The organism is Pseudomonas akapageensis (assembly GCF_011355085.1).
In the GTDB taxonomy this organism is placed as follows: Bacteria; Pseudomonadota; Gammaproteobacteria; order Pseudomonadales; family Pseudomonadaceae; genus Aquipseudomonas; species Aquipseudomonas akapageensis.
The window spans coordinates 99,098-113,354 of sequence record NZ_VXCP01000002.1 but is presented as its reverse complement, the minus strand read 5'-3'; the positions used below and the strand labels follow the sequence as shown (position 1 = coordinate 113,354).

Genomic DNA, 14,257 nt, shown 5'->3' with positions numbered 1-14,257 from the left:
CCTGTGCCCGCATAAAGGCGATATGACGCTACCCGCCCAAAAGGACCCGCTCCTGCACGGCTTCCACCCAGCCGTCAGTGCCTGGTTCAACGCCAGCTTCCCCGCGGTCACCCCCGCCCAGGCGCGGGCGTGGCCGCTGATTCAGCATGGGGAGTCGACCTTGATCGCAGCCCCTACCGGCTCCGGCAAGACCCTCACCGCGTTTCTCGCCGTGCTCGACGAACTGGTGCAACAGGGCCTGGCCAATGGCGGCAAGCTGCCCGACCAGACCCTGGTGGTTTACGTGTCGCCGCTCAAGGCACTGTCCAACGACATCCAGATCAACCTGCAGACGCCCCTGGCCGGCATCACCGCCGAACTTGCCAGGATGCACCTGCCGCCCCTGCAGATTCGCACCGCCGTGCGCACCGGCGATACCCTGCAGAAAGAGCGCGCGGCAATGCGCAAAAACGCCCCGCATATTCTGGTGACCACGCCGGAATCGCTCTATGTGCTGCTCGGTTCGGACTCGGGCCGGGCCATGCTCGGCGGCGCGCACACGGTGATCGTCGACGAGATTCATGCTATGGCCGCGAGCAAGCGCGGCAGCCATCTGGCGCTTAGCCTGGAGCGCTTGCAAGCCCTGTGCAAGACACCATTGCGGCGCATCGGGCTGTCTGCGACGCAGAAGCCCATCGAGCAGGTCTCGCGCCTGCTGGTCGGTACCGATCGCCCCTGCAGCATCGTCGATATCGGCCACGCCCGCCCCCGCGACCTGGGCATCGAAGTGCCACCGGTACCGCTCGGTGCGGTGATGGCCAACGATGTCTGGGAGCTGGTCTATGAGCGTCTGGCCGAACTTGCCCGGCAGCACTGCACTACGCTGATATTCGTCAACACCCGGCGTCTGGCCGAGCGCTTGTCGCGTCACCTGAGCGAGCGCCTGGGTCGCGAAGCGGTCGCCGCCCACCATGGCAGCCTGGCCAAGGAACACCGGCTCGACGCCGAACAACGGCTCAAGCGCGGCGAACTGCAGGTGCTGGTAGCCACTGCCTCGCTGGAACTGGGCATCGATATCGGCGAGGTCGACCTGGTCTGCCAGATCGGTTCGCCACGCTCGATCTCGGCGTTCCTGCAGCGTGTCGGCCGCTCCGGCCACCAGGTCGGTGGCACGCCCAAGGGCCGGCTGTTCGCCACCTCCCGCGACGACCTGATCGAATGCGTGGCCTTGCTCGACTGCGTGCGTCGCGGCGAGCTGGATATCCTGCACATTCCTGTAGCGCCACTGGACGTGCTGGCCCAGCAGATCATCGCCGAGGTCAGTTGCCAGGAGTGGCACGAGCAAGCGCTGTTCGAATGCTTTCGTCGAGCCACGCCCTATGCGACGCTCGATCCGGCCCACTACCAGGCCTTGCTGCGCATGCTCGCCGAAGGCTACAACGGTCGGCAGGGGGTACGCAGCGCCTACCTGCACCGCGATGCCGTGGCCGGCACCCTGAGAGGACGGCGCGGCAGCAAACTGACCGCCGTCACCAGCGGCGGCACCATCCCGGACAATGCCGATTATGCGGTGATTCTCGAACCACAGGGTTTGAACATCGGCAGCATCAATGAAGACTTCGCCGTCGAAAGCATCGCCGGTGACGTCTTCCAGCTCGGCAACACGTCTTACCGTATCATCCGGGTGGAGACGGGCCGAGTACGGGTCGAGGACGCCCAGGGCCAGCCACCCAATATTCCGTTCTGGCTCGGCGAGGCGCCGGGGCGCAGCGATGAACTGTCCCTGGCGGTGGCGCGATTGCAAGCGAGTATCGATGAGCGATTGAGCGCCAGCGCCGGTGACCCGCAGCCCGTGATCGACTGGCTGAGCGACAGTCTCGACCTGAACCGCGACAGCGCTGAGCAGCTGATCGATTACCTGGCGCGCACCCGCCAGGCCCTCGGCGCCCTGCCCTCCCAGGACACCCTGGTGATGGAGCGCTTTTTCGATGAGTCGGGCGGCACGCAATTGGTGATCCATTCGCCGTTCGGCAGCCGTCTCAATCGTGCCTGGGGCCTGGCCCTGCGCAAACGCTTTTGCCGCACCTTCAATTTCGAACTGCAGGCCGCTGCCAGCGAAGACGCCATCGTCCTGTCGTTGTCCACCAGCCATAGTTTCGGCCTGGAAGACGTCTGGCGTTACCTGCAATCGGGCAGCGCCGAACACCTGTTGATCCAGGCCGTGCTCGATGCGCCGCTGTTCGGCGTGCGCTGGCGCTGGAGCGCCGGCATCGCCCTGGCCCTGCCGCGCTACAGTGGTGGGCGCAAGGTGGCGCCGCAGATCCAGCGGATGAAAAGCGAAGACCTGATCGCCGCGGTGTTTCCCGACCAGATCGCGTGTGTGGAAAACCTCGCCGGAGAACGGGAAATCCCCGACCACCCCCTGGTCGAGCAAACCCTCGACGACTGTCTCCACGAAGCGATGGATTGCGAGGGTTGGCTGGCCTTGCTGCGTCGTATCGAGCGGGCCGAGGTGCGCCTGATCACCCGCGACCTGCCGGCACCTTCGCCCTTGGCCGCGGCCATTCTCAATGCCCGCCCCTATACCTTTCTCGATGACGCACCGCTGGAGGAACGGCGCACTCAGGCCGTGCTCAACCGCCGCTGGAGCGAACCGCAAAGCGGTGACGACCTTGGCGCGCTGGACACCGATGCCATCGCGTCGGTGCGCGAGGAAGCCTGGCCAGCACCGGCCAATGTCGATGAAATGCATGAAAGCCTGATGATGCTTGCTACTGTCAGCCAGGCTGAAGTCGTTGCCCATTGCGACTGGCAAGGCTGGCTGGATAGCTTGGCCGACTCAGGTCGAGCCACGCGTTTGCAGGTAGGTACTGGGCAATTTCTGTGGCTGGCACTGGAACGCCTGACCTGTCTGCAGGCCGTCTACCCCCATGCCCCAATGACGCCACCCTTGGCTCCTCTGCCCGGCTTCGATGAGCCACAGGAACCGGAGCAGGCACGGGTGGAATTGATCCGCGCCCGGCTCAGCGGCTTCGGGCCGGTGCGCCTGCATGAAATCGCCGGGCCGTTGAACCTGCCGTCACTGCAGGTCGAGCAGGCCCTGGCGCGCCTTGAAGGCGAGGGCTACGTGCTGCGCGGCCAGTTCAGCCCGCAACAAAGCGAAACCCAATGGTGCGAACGACACCTGCTGGCGCGCATCCATCGCTACACGGTCAAGCGCCTGCGCCGGGAAATCGAGCCGGTGACGCTGCAGGACTTCATGCGTTTTCTGTTCGATTGGCAGCACCTTGCCGCCGGCAGTCGCCTGCAGGGCAGTGCCGCACTGGGCGAACTGCTCGGCCAGCTCGAAGGCTACGCGGCGCCTGCCAGCGTCTGGGAAAGCGACGTGCTGCCCATGCGCCTCACGGACTACTCGATGACCTGGCTGGACGAAGCCTGCCGCTCGGGCAGGACCATCTGGGCCAGGATCGCGCCACCCGGCAAGACCGCCGGGGCCACGTTGAAGACGACGCCTATCGTGCTGTTGCCTCGGGCCCGGATCAATCTCTGGCGCGGCTTGTGTGAGCAGAGCGAACTGAGCGAATTGTCCCTGCGAGCACAACATGTGCATGCCGCATTGGCGGAGCACGGTGCGCTGTTTTTCGATGAACTGATGACCGAGGCGCACCTGCTGCGTACCGAGCTGGAAAACGCCCTGCAGGAACTGGTCGCGACCGGGCTGGTGAATGCCGACAGTTTCGCCGGCCTGCGCGCCTTGATCACCCCGGCCAGCAAACGCGTGAACCGCAGCAGCCGACGCGGCCGCGGCGCCTTTATCGGCGGCATGGACGATGCCGGGCGCTGGGCGTTGTTGCGCCGCGCAAGTTTAGGTGTCGAACGCAACGAAGCACTCGAACATGTCGCCAGGACCTTGTTGCGCCGCTATGGCGTGGTGTTCTGGCGTTTGCTCGAGCGCGAGGCCGGCTGGTTGCCGAGCTGGCGTGAACTGTTGCGCACCTTTCACCGCCTGGAAGCCCGGGGCGAGATTCGCGGGGGGCGATTTGTCAGTGGGCTGGCGGGTGAGCAGTTTGCGTTGCCCGAAGCCATTCCGCTGCTGCGCGAAGTGCGCAAGCGTCCGATCGATGGCAGCCTGATTGCTGTCAGCGCCAGCGACCCGCTGAATCTGGTTGGGACGTTGTTGCCTGGGAGCAAGGTGCCGGCCTTGAGTGGCAATCGGGTGGTGTACCGGGATGGGGTGCCGGCGGCGGCGTTGATTGCGGGGCAGCAACAATACTGGCTGGAGCTGGAGGGGCAACAGGCGCTGGCGTTACGGGAGAAGTTAGTCAGACATCAGTGAATGTAGATGAATTGAAGGCCCCTCACGATCAAAACACGCCCGGCTTTTTGCGCGATTGCCGCGAGCAACAACTTCAAGCCTACAGAATTAGAATATGATCGCACCTGAGGTTTTCAGACCTTTCTGCTAAGGCCTTGGGAAATTTCCTGCTTACTCCAAACCTCATTGAGGTAATTCTCTGGCTCACCCATTCCCGCGAAGGCGATCGTTACGCTTCGCTCATCATCAATGGATTCGAAACGCTCAACTCACTGTTTGAGCCTGTACTTTATTAGGGGGAATACATGATGGGACTGCGCCTTATTCGTCGGCAAGATCGTGAACGACAAGGGATTAGTTTCGACAAAATTGAATCGCCTTTTTTTGCTGTGGTTGATGTTCGAAGCGCATTGAACGGCCCCAGCTACAGCACTGTTTTGGACCTTACTGATTTTCTTCGTGCCCATGGTGTTTCGTTTGGTCGTATCACAGGCGATAAGTTGAAGCAAATCCTTGAAACGGTGGAAGATGGTCAGTGGTTGTTAGTGAAGGACGACCCCCTCAGTCCATTGAGCCGCGACATCTCAGGCATGTATTCGCGCATCACTGGGAAATACCCTTTGGAAAGTTTTCACAGTAGCCCGCAGTTTCAAGAGAAACCACGGCGGATTGCTGAATCGATAGTGAATCCCGAGCCGCAAGAGCCCGGCTTTTATGTAGTTCCCAAAAGCACGACTCGCGACCAGCTGGAAGCCACCTTGTTCACGGAGCGCAATCCAGCAGTGATGCGTAAATTTAAGTCGCTGAACCCCAACCTAAGCGATGTCAAAGCCGGCTCAATGATCGTGCTCAGCGATCCAGACAACCTTCAATGCACCCGTGAAGAAGCGTTGCTGATGGAGGCTGCGGCCAGGACGAATGACGCTCTCAAACCGCTAAGCGCGGAAGAGAGCGACTTTATGGTACGGCACCGTCACGAAATCGAAACTTTTCTTGCTCAGGGCTCGACCAGTATCGGTATCGGTGAAGCAATGTTCGCCAAAAACCTGGAGGACGTTAAAACCGTTCTGAGTGAAATTGAAGCGTTGCATCAACGCACTTTCCAAGCAGATGGACATTTGCGGTCCCCGAAGTTTTTTGCAGAACGTAAACGGCTACTCGCAAAGCTCAACACCAATATGACAGCCCTGACTCGAAAGGGCATTGGCTTCCCTGATCACCCGAATCTGAAAAGCGCCCTGGGCATCTCCAGTCGCAGTTTGGTTCATCGCTGGACGAAAGCCGGTGCCGCAAAGCAAATCCCGGGATATGCCACGCACATCGAAGGGGTGGCCAAAGCTGTCAAAGTCGTTAAATACGGTGGCTGGATCGGCACAGCTATCGGCGGTGGAGCGTCTTACCTAAAGGTTCAAGACGTATGTGCAGCCGGTAACGCCGAGGCCTGCGAGCGCGTCAAATTTACTGAGGTCGGCAGCTTTGCCGGTGGTGTCGTTGGAGGAGCAGTCGTAGGTTTGGCGTTAACCGCTCCCACAATTGCAGGATTGTGTGTTGGTCTGGGTATACCGACAGGTGGTGTTGCCACACTGGTATGCGGTGTCGTTGTGGTCGGGGCAGCCTCATTTACCGGTGGCGCTTTCGGCGGTTCCTTTGGTGAGAGCGCCGGTGAAATTATTTATGAGCAAGCTCGATGAGTGATTTCACACCTCGCGAAGTTTTTATTATTTTTGGTGGGGGTGGTATTTTATTGGGGGCGCTGTTTTGTATTGGAGCCGCGCTGTACATCGCTTATACCAAGATGGATTTGATGCTGGAGCACCTAAAAAACTCCTCCGGCGTCATGAAACTTGCTCCGCTTAGACGAGGTGGCCCTTGGGGCAAGCTTTTGCTCGTGGGTGGCATTGCAGGGTATGTCACCTTTCCCGGCTTTTATATTAAGCGCGGTAGCGTAAGTGCTGAGGATATAAGTAATTTCCCCGAATCGCTTAAGCGCATGTTGGCAATATTGCACCTGAGTTCAATAATAGTTGTGAGTTTTCTTTTTCTGCTGGGAGGGATCGGCAAATTCCTCGGTTGGCTGAAGTAATCTCACTTACACTGCTTACCATGGATCCAACAACCCACCCGCCCAATTCACCGAAACCCGACTCCCGGTAAACTTGGCCACCACCGCCCCCTGCGGCACCAGCCGGTCGCGATAGCGCGTCACCATCCGCCCGGTCTGGGCAGCATGCAGTACCACTTCAGACGTCGGATCGCCGGGCCTGCCGAGAATCCTGGCAAAGCGCTCACCCTCCTCCACTACATCGCCCAGTGTTTTCTCAAAAACCAGCACCCCGGATTGCGGCGCGAAGATCGACTCCATATGCCCGATGTCCACCGCCTCGCCCTGCCATACCTCCAGGGGCACGCTGTCATCGATCACGCCACAGGCACACAGCCAGGCATACAAGCCTTGGGCATCCTGCTCGGCCAGATCATCGCTGACGTCGCCCTGCCCACGAAGTTCAAGGGTCGCGGCCAGACGCTGGCCCACTTCACCCGATCGCAGCCAGGGCGCAATGATGGTTTCTTCGAAGGAACCATCGCCGCCCTCGTCCCAGATGATCGCCACGTCCGCCTTCAGCGCCGCAGCCAGCGTCCGCCCCTGGGGCCAGAAGCTGCGATGGATGTAGAGGTAGGGCAGCGCTTCGTCATCGGTGTGCAGGTCGAGCATCAGGTCGGCCGTTGCTGCCAGCTCGACCAGGTATTTTTGCCAGTGCCCCAGGTTGGTTGCCTCGCGCGTCAGTCTCACCGATTGATCGAACAGCCGGTTGAAGTTCTGCCCGGTTGCCTCATGTACCCGACCGAGAATCCGCCCCTGGCGAAACTGCCCGATGCCGAAGGGGTTGGCCTGGGGCACCACGGTCACGCTGCCCTTGAGCAGCCCCTTGTCCTTCGCCGCCTGCAGGCGGGGCATCAGCCGGTGCAGAACCAGCATCCCAGCGATTTCATCGGCATGCACGCCGGCCTGCAGATGCACGGTCGGCCCGCTGCCATCGCCCAGGTAGCGCCAGGCCGGCACGCGCAGGGGTTCACCTGAATCACTGCGAACATTCAAGGAGACGTCGACTGCCATGCATTCACCTCACTGTGGATTCATGAGTTCTCGGGTTCGAGCGGCGCCTGGACCGGCGCGTGGTCAGCACCCTGTCGGGCGCAGATCATGGCCAGGGTGCCGCTGACGGCGATGAGGCCGGCACCGACCAGCAGCGACATGTCCATGACCGTGCCCCAGACCAGGCTCGACAGCAGAAAGGCCCAGATCAGCCCTGTGTATTCGAAAGGTGCCAGTACGGTCGCGGTGGCCCGCTGGAAGCTGGCGAACAGCAGGTATTGGCCGATCCCGCCCACCAGCCCGGCAGCCAGCATGCCCGACCAGGCCGACATCGGCGCCGGAGTGAAGGACCAGGGCAGCGGCACGGCCATGCAGATCACGAACACCACATTGGTGACCAGCATCTGTTCCAGCACCGAGGTGTGCTCATCGACCTTGCGCAGCTGAATGTAGGTGAAGGCCCAACACAAGGCGGCCAGCAGGGTCAGGACAATCGGCAGCGGCTCGACCATGTTGCCGGGCTTGCAGGCAATCAGCACGCCAATGAAGCCAAGCACCAGTGCCACCCATTGCCAGCGACTGACATGCTCCTTGAGAAATATCGCCGCCAGCACCGTGACCATGATCGGCGCGGAGAAATACAAGGTAGTCATTTCCGCCAGGCTCAGGTCCCGCGCCGCGGTGTAATACAGCAGCCAGGCAACGATCGACAACAGGCCTCGCTCCACCAGCAGGCGTTTGCTGGTAGAACGCCAGGTTCGCTGCATCAACCCCTTTCGGCCCAGCACCAGGCAAGCGACCACCACCATCAGGCTGCGCCAGAACAGAATGGTCACGACCGAATAGTCGGCCACCAGCCATTTGAGCGCTGCATCCTGCAGCGCCAGAAAGGTATAGGCCAGGGTGCACAGGGCGATGCCCTGCAGCGACCGATCCACCCGAGGCAGCCCTGTCATACCGCTCTGCGCATCGGCGTGCCACGCCGCTCGGCAAAGGCAAACAGCCCCTCGATCAGGAACGTCAGGCACACATACACCCCGGCGACCATCAGCAACGGCTGATAGACCTGGAAGGTCTGGGCCCGCACCACGTTGGCCGCACCCAGCAGGTCGATCACGGCAATGGTCGAAGCCAGCGCCGTGGACTTGAGCAGCATCACGCTTTCCCCTGCCAGCGTCGGCAGCAGCAAGCGCATGGCCCGTGGCAGGCGCACCCGCAGCAAGGCCTGGCGCGGGGTCATGCCGAACGCCGAGGCGGCTTCCATTTCACCCTTGGGCACCGCCAGCAAGCCACCGCGGATCACTTCTCCGACGTAGGCGCCAACCGACAGCACCAGGGCAAAGACGATGTACCAGTAACCGTCGCGCAGGTACGGCCAGAGAAAGCTGCCGCGCAATGCCGGAAGCTGTGCAAAGAGACTGCCCAGCCCGTAGTAGAAAATGTAGATCTGGATCAGCAGCGGTGTGCCGCGTATCACGCTGGTGTAGGCCAGGCTGCATTTGGCGATCACCTTGCGCTTCGACAGCCGGGCAAGCGCGACCAGCACTGCCAGGGCAAAGCCGATCACGCTGGAGATCAGCAGGATCGACAGGGTCGTCTGCACCCCACGGCCCAACAGCGCCGCATAATTGAATATCCATTCTGGAATCATATCGGTCACTCGGCCAAAGGCATCCAGCGCCGCACGCGTCGCTCGAGCCGTCCGGACAGATGGTTGGACAATAGCGTCACCAGGTAATAAAGCGCGGCCGCTGTGAGATAGAACAACAGATAGTGTCGCGTCGAACCCGCCGCTTGCTTGGCGGTGTAGAGCAGCTCATTGGTGCCGACCACGCTGATCAGGGCACTGTCCTTGATCAGGTTGATCCAGAGGTTGGCCATGCCGGCCATTGCGTAGGGCGCCATGATCGGCAGGGTGACCCGGCGAAACAGCGCGAAGCCATTGAGCCCGAACGCACGTGCCGCCTCGATCTGCCCGTGGGGAATCGCCAGGATGGCTGCGCGGAAAATCTCCGAGGCGTAGGCGCCCTGTACCAGCCCCAGTACCAGGACCGCCACCACTGCACCACTGACGTTGACCGAACTGTAACCGGCCCAGGCCAGCAGGGAATTCAGGCCCATGGAACCGACGTAGTACAGCAACAGAATCAGCAACAGCTCGGGAACAGCTCTGAACAGCGTCGTGTAGCCGCGCATCAGCGAGGCGATGGGCCTTGGCCCGTTGAGCTTGAGACAGGCGACGACCAGGCCAATGAACAGACCGACCACAAAGGCGCCGGCCGATATCTGCAGGGTCATCAATAACCCTTTGAGCAGCGCACCACCCCATCCCTGCTCGCTGAAATTGATCAATTCGAACATTGCAGCTCTCCACCGATTGTCGCGATACCTGTAGCCGCTGCCACAGGCTGCGCTCGCCTGCGAAGCAGGCGCAAGATCTCAAGATCGCAGGGGCGTCCCTTCAGGACGCCAGCGCAGCCTGATGGCAGCGGCTACGGGGCCAATTGCGCTTAGTTAGCCGGTTTGACGCTGATATCGAAGTATTTGCTGGAGATGTCGTCGTAATCCTTGCTGGCCAGCAAGGAGGCGATGGCCGTGTCGAGTTGAGTCTTGAGCGCGGTATCGTCCTTGCGCACACCGGCGCCCACACCACGACCGAACAACGGGTCGTAAGGCACGATGGCAAGGTTTTCCAGGCCGCTGGCGTCGGGGGATTTGAGGAAGCCCGCCACCGCCGTGCCGTCTGCCATCATCAGGTCGATACGGCCGGCAATCAGGTCGGCGTTGGCCGAGTCCTGGGTGTCGTAGTAGCGCAGATCGGCGATATTTTCGTAGTGGGCCTTCAGGTAGTTGGCGCTGACCGTGGAGATTTGCACGCCGATCGTCTTGCCTTTGAGGCCCTCTGGCGAAATGTCCACCTTGGTGCCCTTGGGACCGGCAATGGCAACCGGGGTGTCGTAGTAAGCCTTGCTGAAGGCGATCTGCTTTTCACGTTCTTCGGTGATCGACATCGAGGAGAAAATCACATCGATCTTCTTGGCCAGCAAGGAGGGAATGATCCCGTCCCAGGCCACTTCCTTGATTTCGCATTGGGCCTTCATTTGCTCGCACAACTTGTGGATCAGGTCGACCTCGAAGCCTGACCATTGCCCGTTGGCCTGCTTGAGGGTGAACGGTGGATAAGGTTCCGCTGCTACCGCGAACTGGATGGGTTGAGCCTGGGCCATCCCGGTACCGACCAGGAATACACAAGCCATGCCGCCCAACCAGTTTGCCAAACGCCGATTTCCCATGATGTTTCCCCGTCTTTTTATTGTGTGTTGGTTTTAGCGAGTTTGATGTGCGTTGACGAATTGCCGGCAACGTTCACTGCGTGGGTGCACGAACACTTCATCCGGCGTGCCGGCTTCCTCGATCTGCCCTTGATGGAGAAAGGCCACTTTGGACGAGACATCGCGAGCGAAGGCCATTTCATGGGTCACCAGGATCATGGTCCGGCCTTCTTCGGCGAGAGAACGGATGACCTTGAGCACATCACCGACCAGTTCCGGATCCAGTGCCGAGGTGGGCTCATCGAACAGCATGACCTTGGGCCGCATGGCCAGGGCCCGGGCGATGGCGACCCGCTGTTGCTGGCCCCCGGAAAGAAATGCCGGGTATTCATTGCGCTTGGCCGCCAGCCCTACTCTTTCGAGCAATGCTTCGGCCCGCTCGGTGGCTTCAGCGCGGCTTTCGCGCAGCACCTGGGTGGGCGCCTCGATCAGGTTTTCCAGCACCGTGCGGTGCGGCCACAGGTTGAAGTTCTGGAACACCATGCCCAGGCTCGAGCGGATCCGCACCAGCTGCTTGGCATCGGCCACCAGTGGCGCGCCGGGACGGTCGTAATTCAGGTGAATGCTTTCGCCATCGACCAGGATGCGGCCCTGGTCCGGCACTTCGAGCATGTTGATGCAGCGCAGCAGTGTACTTTTGCCTGAACCACTGGCACCGATAAGGGAAATCACATCGCCTTCACGAGCCGTCAGGGACACCCCCTTGAGCACTTCGATATTGCCGAAACGTTTGTGCAGGCGGTCGACCTCAATCATGGTCTTCACCGCTTCGGCCTTGGCCACTGGTGCATCTGTCGCAATGCTGGTCACTCTGGCTTTCGGGGTCTCGCCCTTGAGCACCTGGACGAAATCCCGGATGCGCTGGCACGCACGCAACAGTTGCTCTTCACCCAGGGTAAAGGACAGCCGGACAAACCCTTCGGCAGGCTTGCCGAACGCCGCCGCATCGAGCACCGAGACGCCGTGTTCGCGGAACAGGCGCCAGGCGAAGTCCAGCGAGGTCAACCCGGTATCGCGTACATCCACCAGCACGAACATGCCGGCATCGGGCTTGAGCACCGAGATGCCCTGGCAACCAGACAACGCCTCGATCACCAGGTCGCGGCGCCGGCGATAGGTTTCGCGCATGCCCCGGGTGACTTGCTCATGGGCCTGCACCGCCGTCAGCGCGGCTTCCATGACAAAACCCGGCAAGCCATAGAGCATGCTCAGCACCAGGGTTTCGGCATGGGCGATCAAGGCCGGATCGGCGACGATCCAGCCAATGCGCCAGCCGGTCATGGCGTGGGATTTCGACAGGCTGCCGATCACCACGCAGCGCTCGGTCATCCCCGGCAAGGCCGCCAGGCTCATATGTTCGCGTTCGAAGGCCAGGCTTTCGTAAACCTCATCCACCACCACCCAAAGGTCGTGAGCGATGGCCAGGTCAGCAATACCCTGCAGCTCTTCGCGGCTGAGTACTACACCGGTGGGGTTATTGGGGTTGGAGAGGAAGATCGCCCGGGTCCGCGGAGTAATGGCCTTGGCCAGCAACGCAGCGTCGAGGCGAAAGCCCGAGTCGGCCGAACAGGGTACGCGCACCAGATTCGCGCCCGAGGCCTTGAGTGTCGCTTCGTAGGTTACGTACATGGGATCGAGGACGATGACTTCGTCACCGGCATGCAGCAGGCACATCGAAGTGATGTACAGGGCGTTTTGCGCGCCGGCGACGGTGATGACGTTTTGCGCTTGCAGAGGGCGTTGCAGGAGAGGGCTGTAGCGGGCGGCGATGGCCTCTCTGAGTGCGAGGCGGCCGGCGATTTCTGTGTAGTGGGTATCACCCTGGCGGAGGGCTTCGATGGCAGCGTCGGTAATGAAATCCGGTGTCGCGAAGTCCGGATCGCCGACGCTCAGTATGATCACATCCTCGCCTCGGCGCTGGGCCTCGAACGCTTCGTGGTGGATGTCCCAGGCTGCGACACCCTGCCCTGATATTCGCTCAACAAAGGGTGAAAACCGCATGCTGGTGCCTCTCGTTCGAATAGAAAAAGCGCGAGCCGACAACATAGATAACACTGAACAGTCGTTCAACAGCAATTTTCGGAATACGTCGTTTTGAGAGCAATCGTGTCGTTTTCGTATCATCGGTATTGCGCCCGCTTCGCGGTCGAGCGCAGCCTACGGCAGCGGCTACAAGTGCTCGGCATGACACGGTCGGCGTAGCCGCTGCCGCAGGCTGCGCTCGACCGCAAAGCGGGCGTCGCTTTTCCGGCACCGGAGACATCCGGTAATACCCCGCCTTTGCATTTGCCCACAAAAAACGCCACCCTCCGCGCCGCTGATCGACATCGATCCCGCGCGTGGAACCGCAGCGGTTCCCCCCACCTATCCTTAGCGAACTACCACCTGCACAGAGCCCAGCGTCATGACTAACGACCGAGATCATCGGATCGATTTCTTTCGGGGTTTGGCGCTGATCTTCATCTTCTGGGATCACATTCCGCAAAACCCTCTGGCCCACTTCACCGTGCGCAATTTCGGCTTCAGCGATGCGGCGGAAATCTTCGTGTTCCTGGCCGGTTACGCAGCCGTCCTGGCCTACGGTCGGATCGCCCTGCGCGACGGTTACCTGGTCGCCTGCGTGCGCATCCTGCGACGGGCCTGGGTGTTGTATGTGGTGCATATCTTCCTGCTGGTGCTGCTGATGGGCATCGTGTTCGTAGCCAACGCCCATGTCGAAACCCGCGACCTGATCCAGGAAATGGGCCTCAATTACTTCCTGAGCAACCCGCAACAAGCGCTGATCGATGAGCTGCTGCTGCGCTTCAAACCCAACCTGATGGACCCGCTGCCGCTGTACATTCTGCTGCTGCTCGGCTTGCCGCTGGTGTTGCCGCTGATGCTGCGACGCGCTGAGTATGTGGTCGGGTTGTCGGCCGCGCTTTACGTGCTGGCGCAGCTATTTCACTGGAACCTGGCGGCCCAGGAAGGTGGCGTCTGGTTCTTCAATCCATTGGCCTGGCAATTGTTGTTCGTGCTCGGTGGTGCAGCGGCCGTGCGCAGTCGACACACGTACTCGTTCGACCGTCGACCGCTGTTGCGCCAGCCGCTGTTCAGCCTGGCTGCACTCTATCTGCTGGCGACCGGTTTGATCGCGCTGTCCTGGAAATGGCCGCAGGTGCACGATGCGCTGATGCCGAAAATACTCGCCGAGTGGCTGTACCCGATCAGCAAGACCAACCTGTCGCCGACACGACTGCTGCACTTCCTGGCGCTGGCCTATGTCACGGCCAGGCTATTGCCGAGCGGGCCTTGGCTGCAGCATTGGCTGGCCCGCCAGGCCTGCGCGATGGGGCGGTATTCGCTGGAGGTGTTCTGTTTTGGCGTGTTGCTGGCGCCATTGGCGGACATGGTCAATGCGCTGGCCGACGATGGCCTGGGGATGCAGGTGTTCAGTGCGTTGGTCGGGGTGGGGTTGATGGCGATCCTGGCGGCGTGGCTGGATCTGAACAAGCGGTTGGGTCGGCCGGTGCAGGCGGTGCCGGTCTGATCAAACCC

Annotated in this window: 10 protein-coding genes; 4 read left to right on the top strand and 6 right to left on the bottom strand. The window is 61.2% G+C overall.

Translation table 11 applies throughout. The annotated features are described in order from the left end of the window. Positions 1–22 precede the first annotated feature (22 nt). The 3 genes from F2S13_RS02360 (at position 23) to F2S13_RS02350 (ending at position 6,377) form a co-directional block, all read left to right on the top strand. Positions 23–4,315 (top strand): DEAD/DEAH box helicase, encoded by a 4,293-nt coding sequence (locus F2S13_RS02360; protein ID WP_166358670.1) that lies wholly within the window; start codon positions 23–25, stop codon positions 4,313–4,315. Positions 4,316–4,602: 287 nt separating this feature from the next. Continuing rightward, entirely contained in the window at positions 4,603–5,985 is a 1,383-nt protein-coding gene (locus tag F2S13_RS02355; protein WP_166359201.1) for a hypothetical protein, read from the top strand. Beyond that, the gene (locus F2S13_RS02350; protein ID WP_166358668.1) at positions 5,982–6,377 is read left to right on the top strand and encodes a hypothetical protein; all 396 of its coding nucleotides are present in this window, start codon (positions 5,982–5,984) and stop codon (positions 6,375–6,377) included. Before F2S13_RS02355 ends, F2S13_RS02350 begins: the two co-directional genes overlap by 4 nt. Before the next feature lie 15 nt (positions 6,378–6,392). On the opposite strand, the gene F2S13_RS02345 is transcribed toward F2S13_RS02350, so the two are convergent. From F2S13_RS02345 to F2S13_RS29585, 6 genes are all read right to left on the bottom strand, one after another. After that, complete coding sequence (locus tag F2S13_RS02345) at positions 6,393–7,409, bottom strand: M14 family metallopeptidase (RefSeq protein WP_166358666.1); 1,017 nt, start codon at positions 7,407–7,409, stop codon at positions 6,393–6,395. 20 nt (positions 7,410–7,429) lie between these two features. Then, complete coding sequence (locus tag F2S13_RS02340; RefSeq protein ID WP_166358664.1) at positions 7,430–8,344, bottom strand: DMT family transporter; 915 nt, start codon at positions 8,342–8,344, stop codon at positions 7,430–7,432. Further along, positions 8,341–9,039 (bottom strand): ABC transporter permease, encoded by a 699-nt coding sequence (locus F2S13_RS02335; protein ID WP_166359200.1) that lies wholly within the window; start codon positions 9,037–9,039, stop codon positions 8,341–8,343. The genes F2S13_RS02340 and F2S13_RS02335 overlap by 4 nt, the downstream gene beginning before the upstream one ends. A 5-nt stretch (positions 9,040–9,044) precedes the next feature. Continuing rightward, positions 9,045–9,749 carry an ABC transporter permease gene (locus F2S13_RS02330; RefSeq protein ID WP_166358662.1) on the bottom strand — a complete coding sequence of 235 codons (705 nt, stop codon included), beginning with the start codon at positions 9,747–9,749 and terminating at the stop codon, positions 9,045–9,047. 149 nt (positions 9,750–9,898) lie between these two features. Then, positions 9,899–10,681, bottom strand: coding sequence for a transporter substrate-binding domain-containing protein (locus tag F2S13_RS02325; protein WP_166358660.1), 783 nt, complete (start codon positions 10,679–10,681; stop codon positions 9,899–9,901). A 33-nt stretch (positions 10,682–10,714) separates the two neighbouring features. Beyond that, on the bottom strand, positions 10,715–12,721 hold the full coding sequence (locus F2S13_RS29585; RefSeq protein WP_166358658.1) for an aminotransferase class I/II-fold pyridoxal phosphate-dependent enzyme: 2,007 nt from the start codon (positions 12,719–12,721) through the stop codon (positions 10,715–10,717). A 403-nt stretch (positions 12,722–13,124) separates the two neighbouring features. On the opposite strand from F2S13_RS29585, the gene F2S13_RS02315 reads away from it, so the two are divergent. Next, entirely contained in the window at positions 13,125–14,249 is a 1,125-nt protein-coding gene (locus tag F2S13_RS02315; protein WP_166358656.1) for an OpgC family protein, read from the top strand. Positions 14,250–14,257 lie beyond the last annotated feature (8 nt).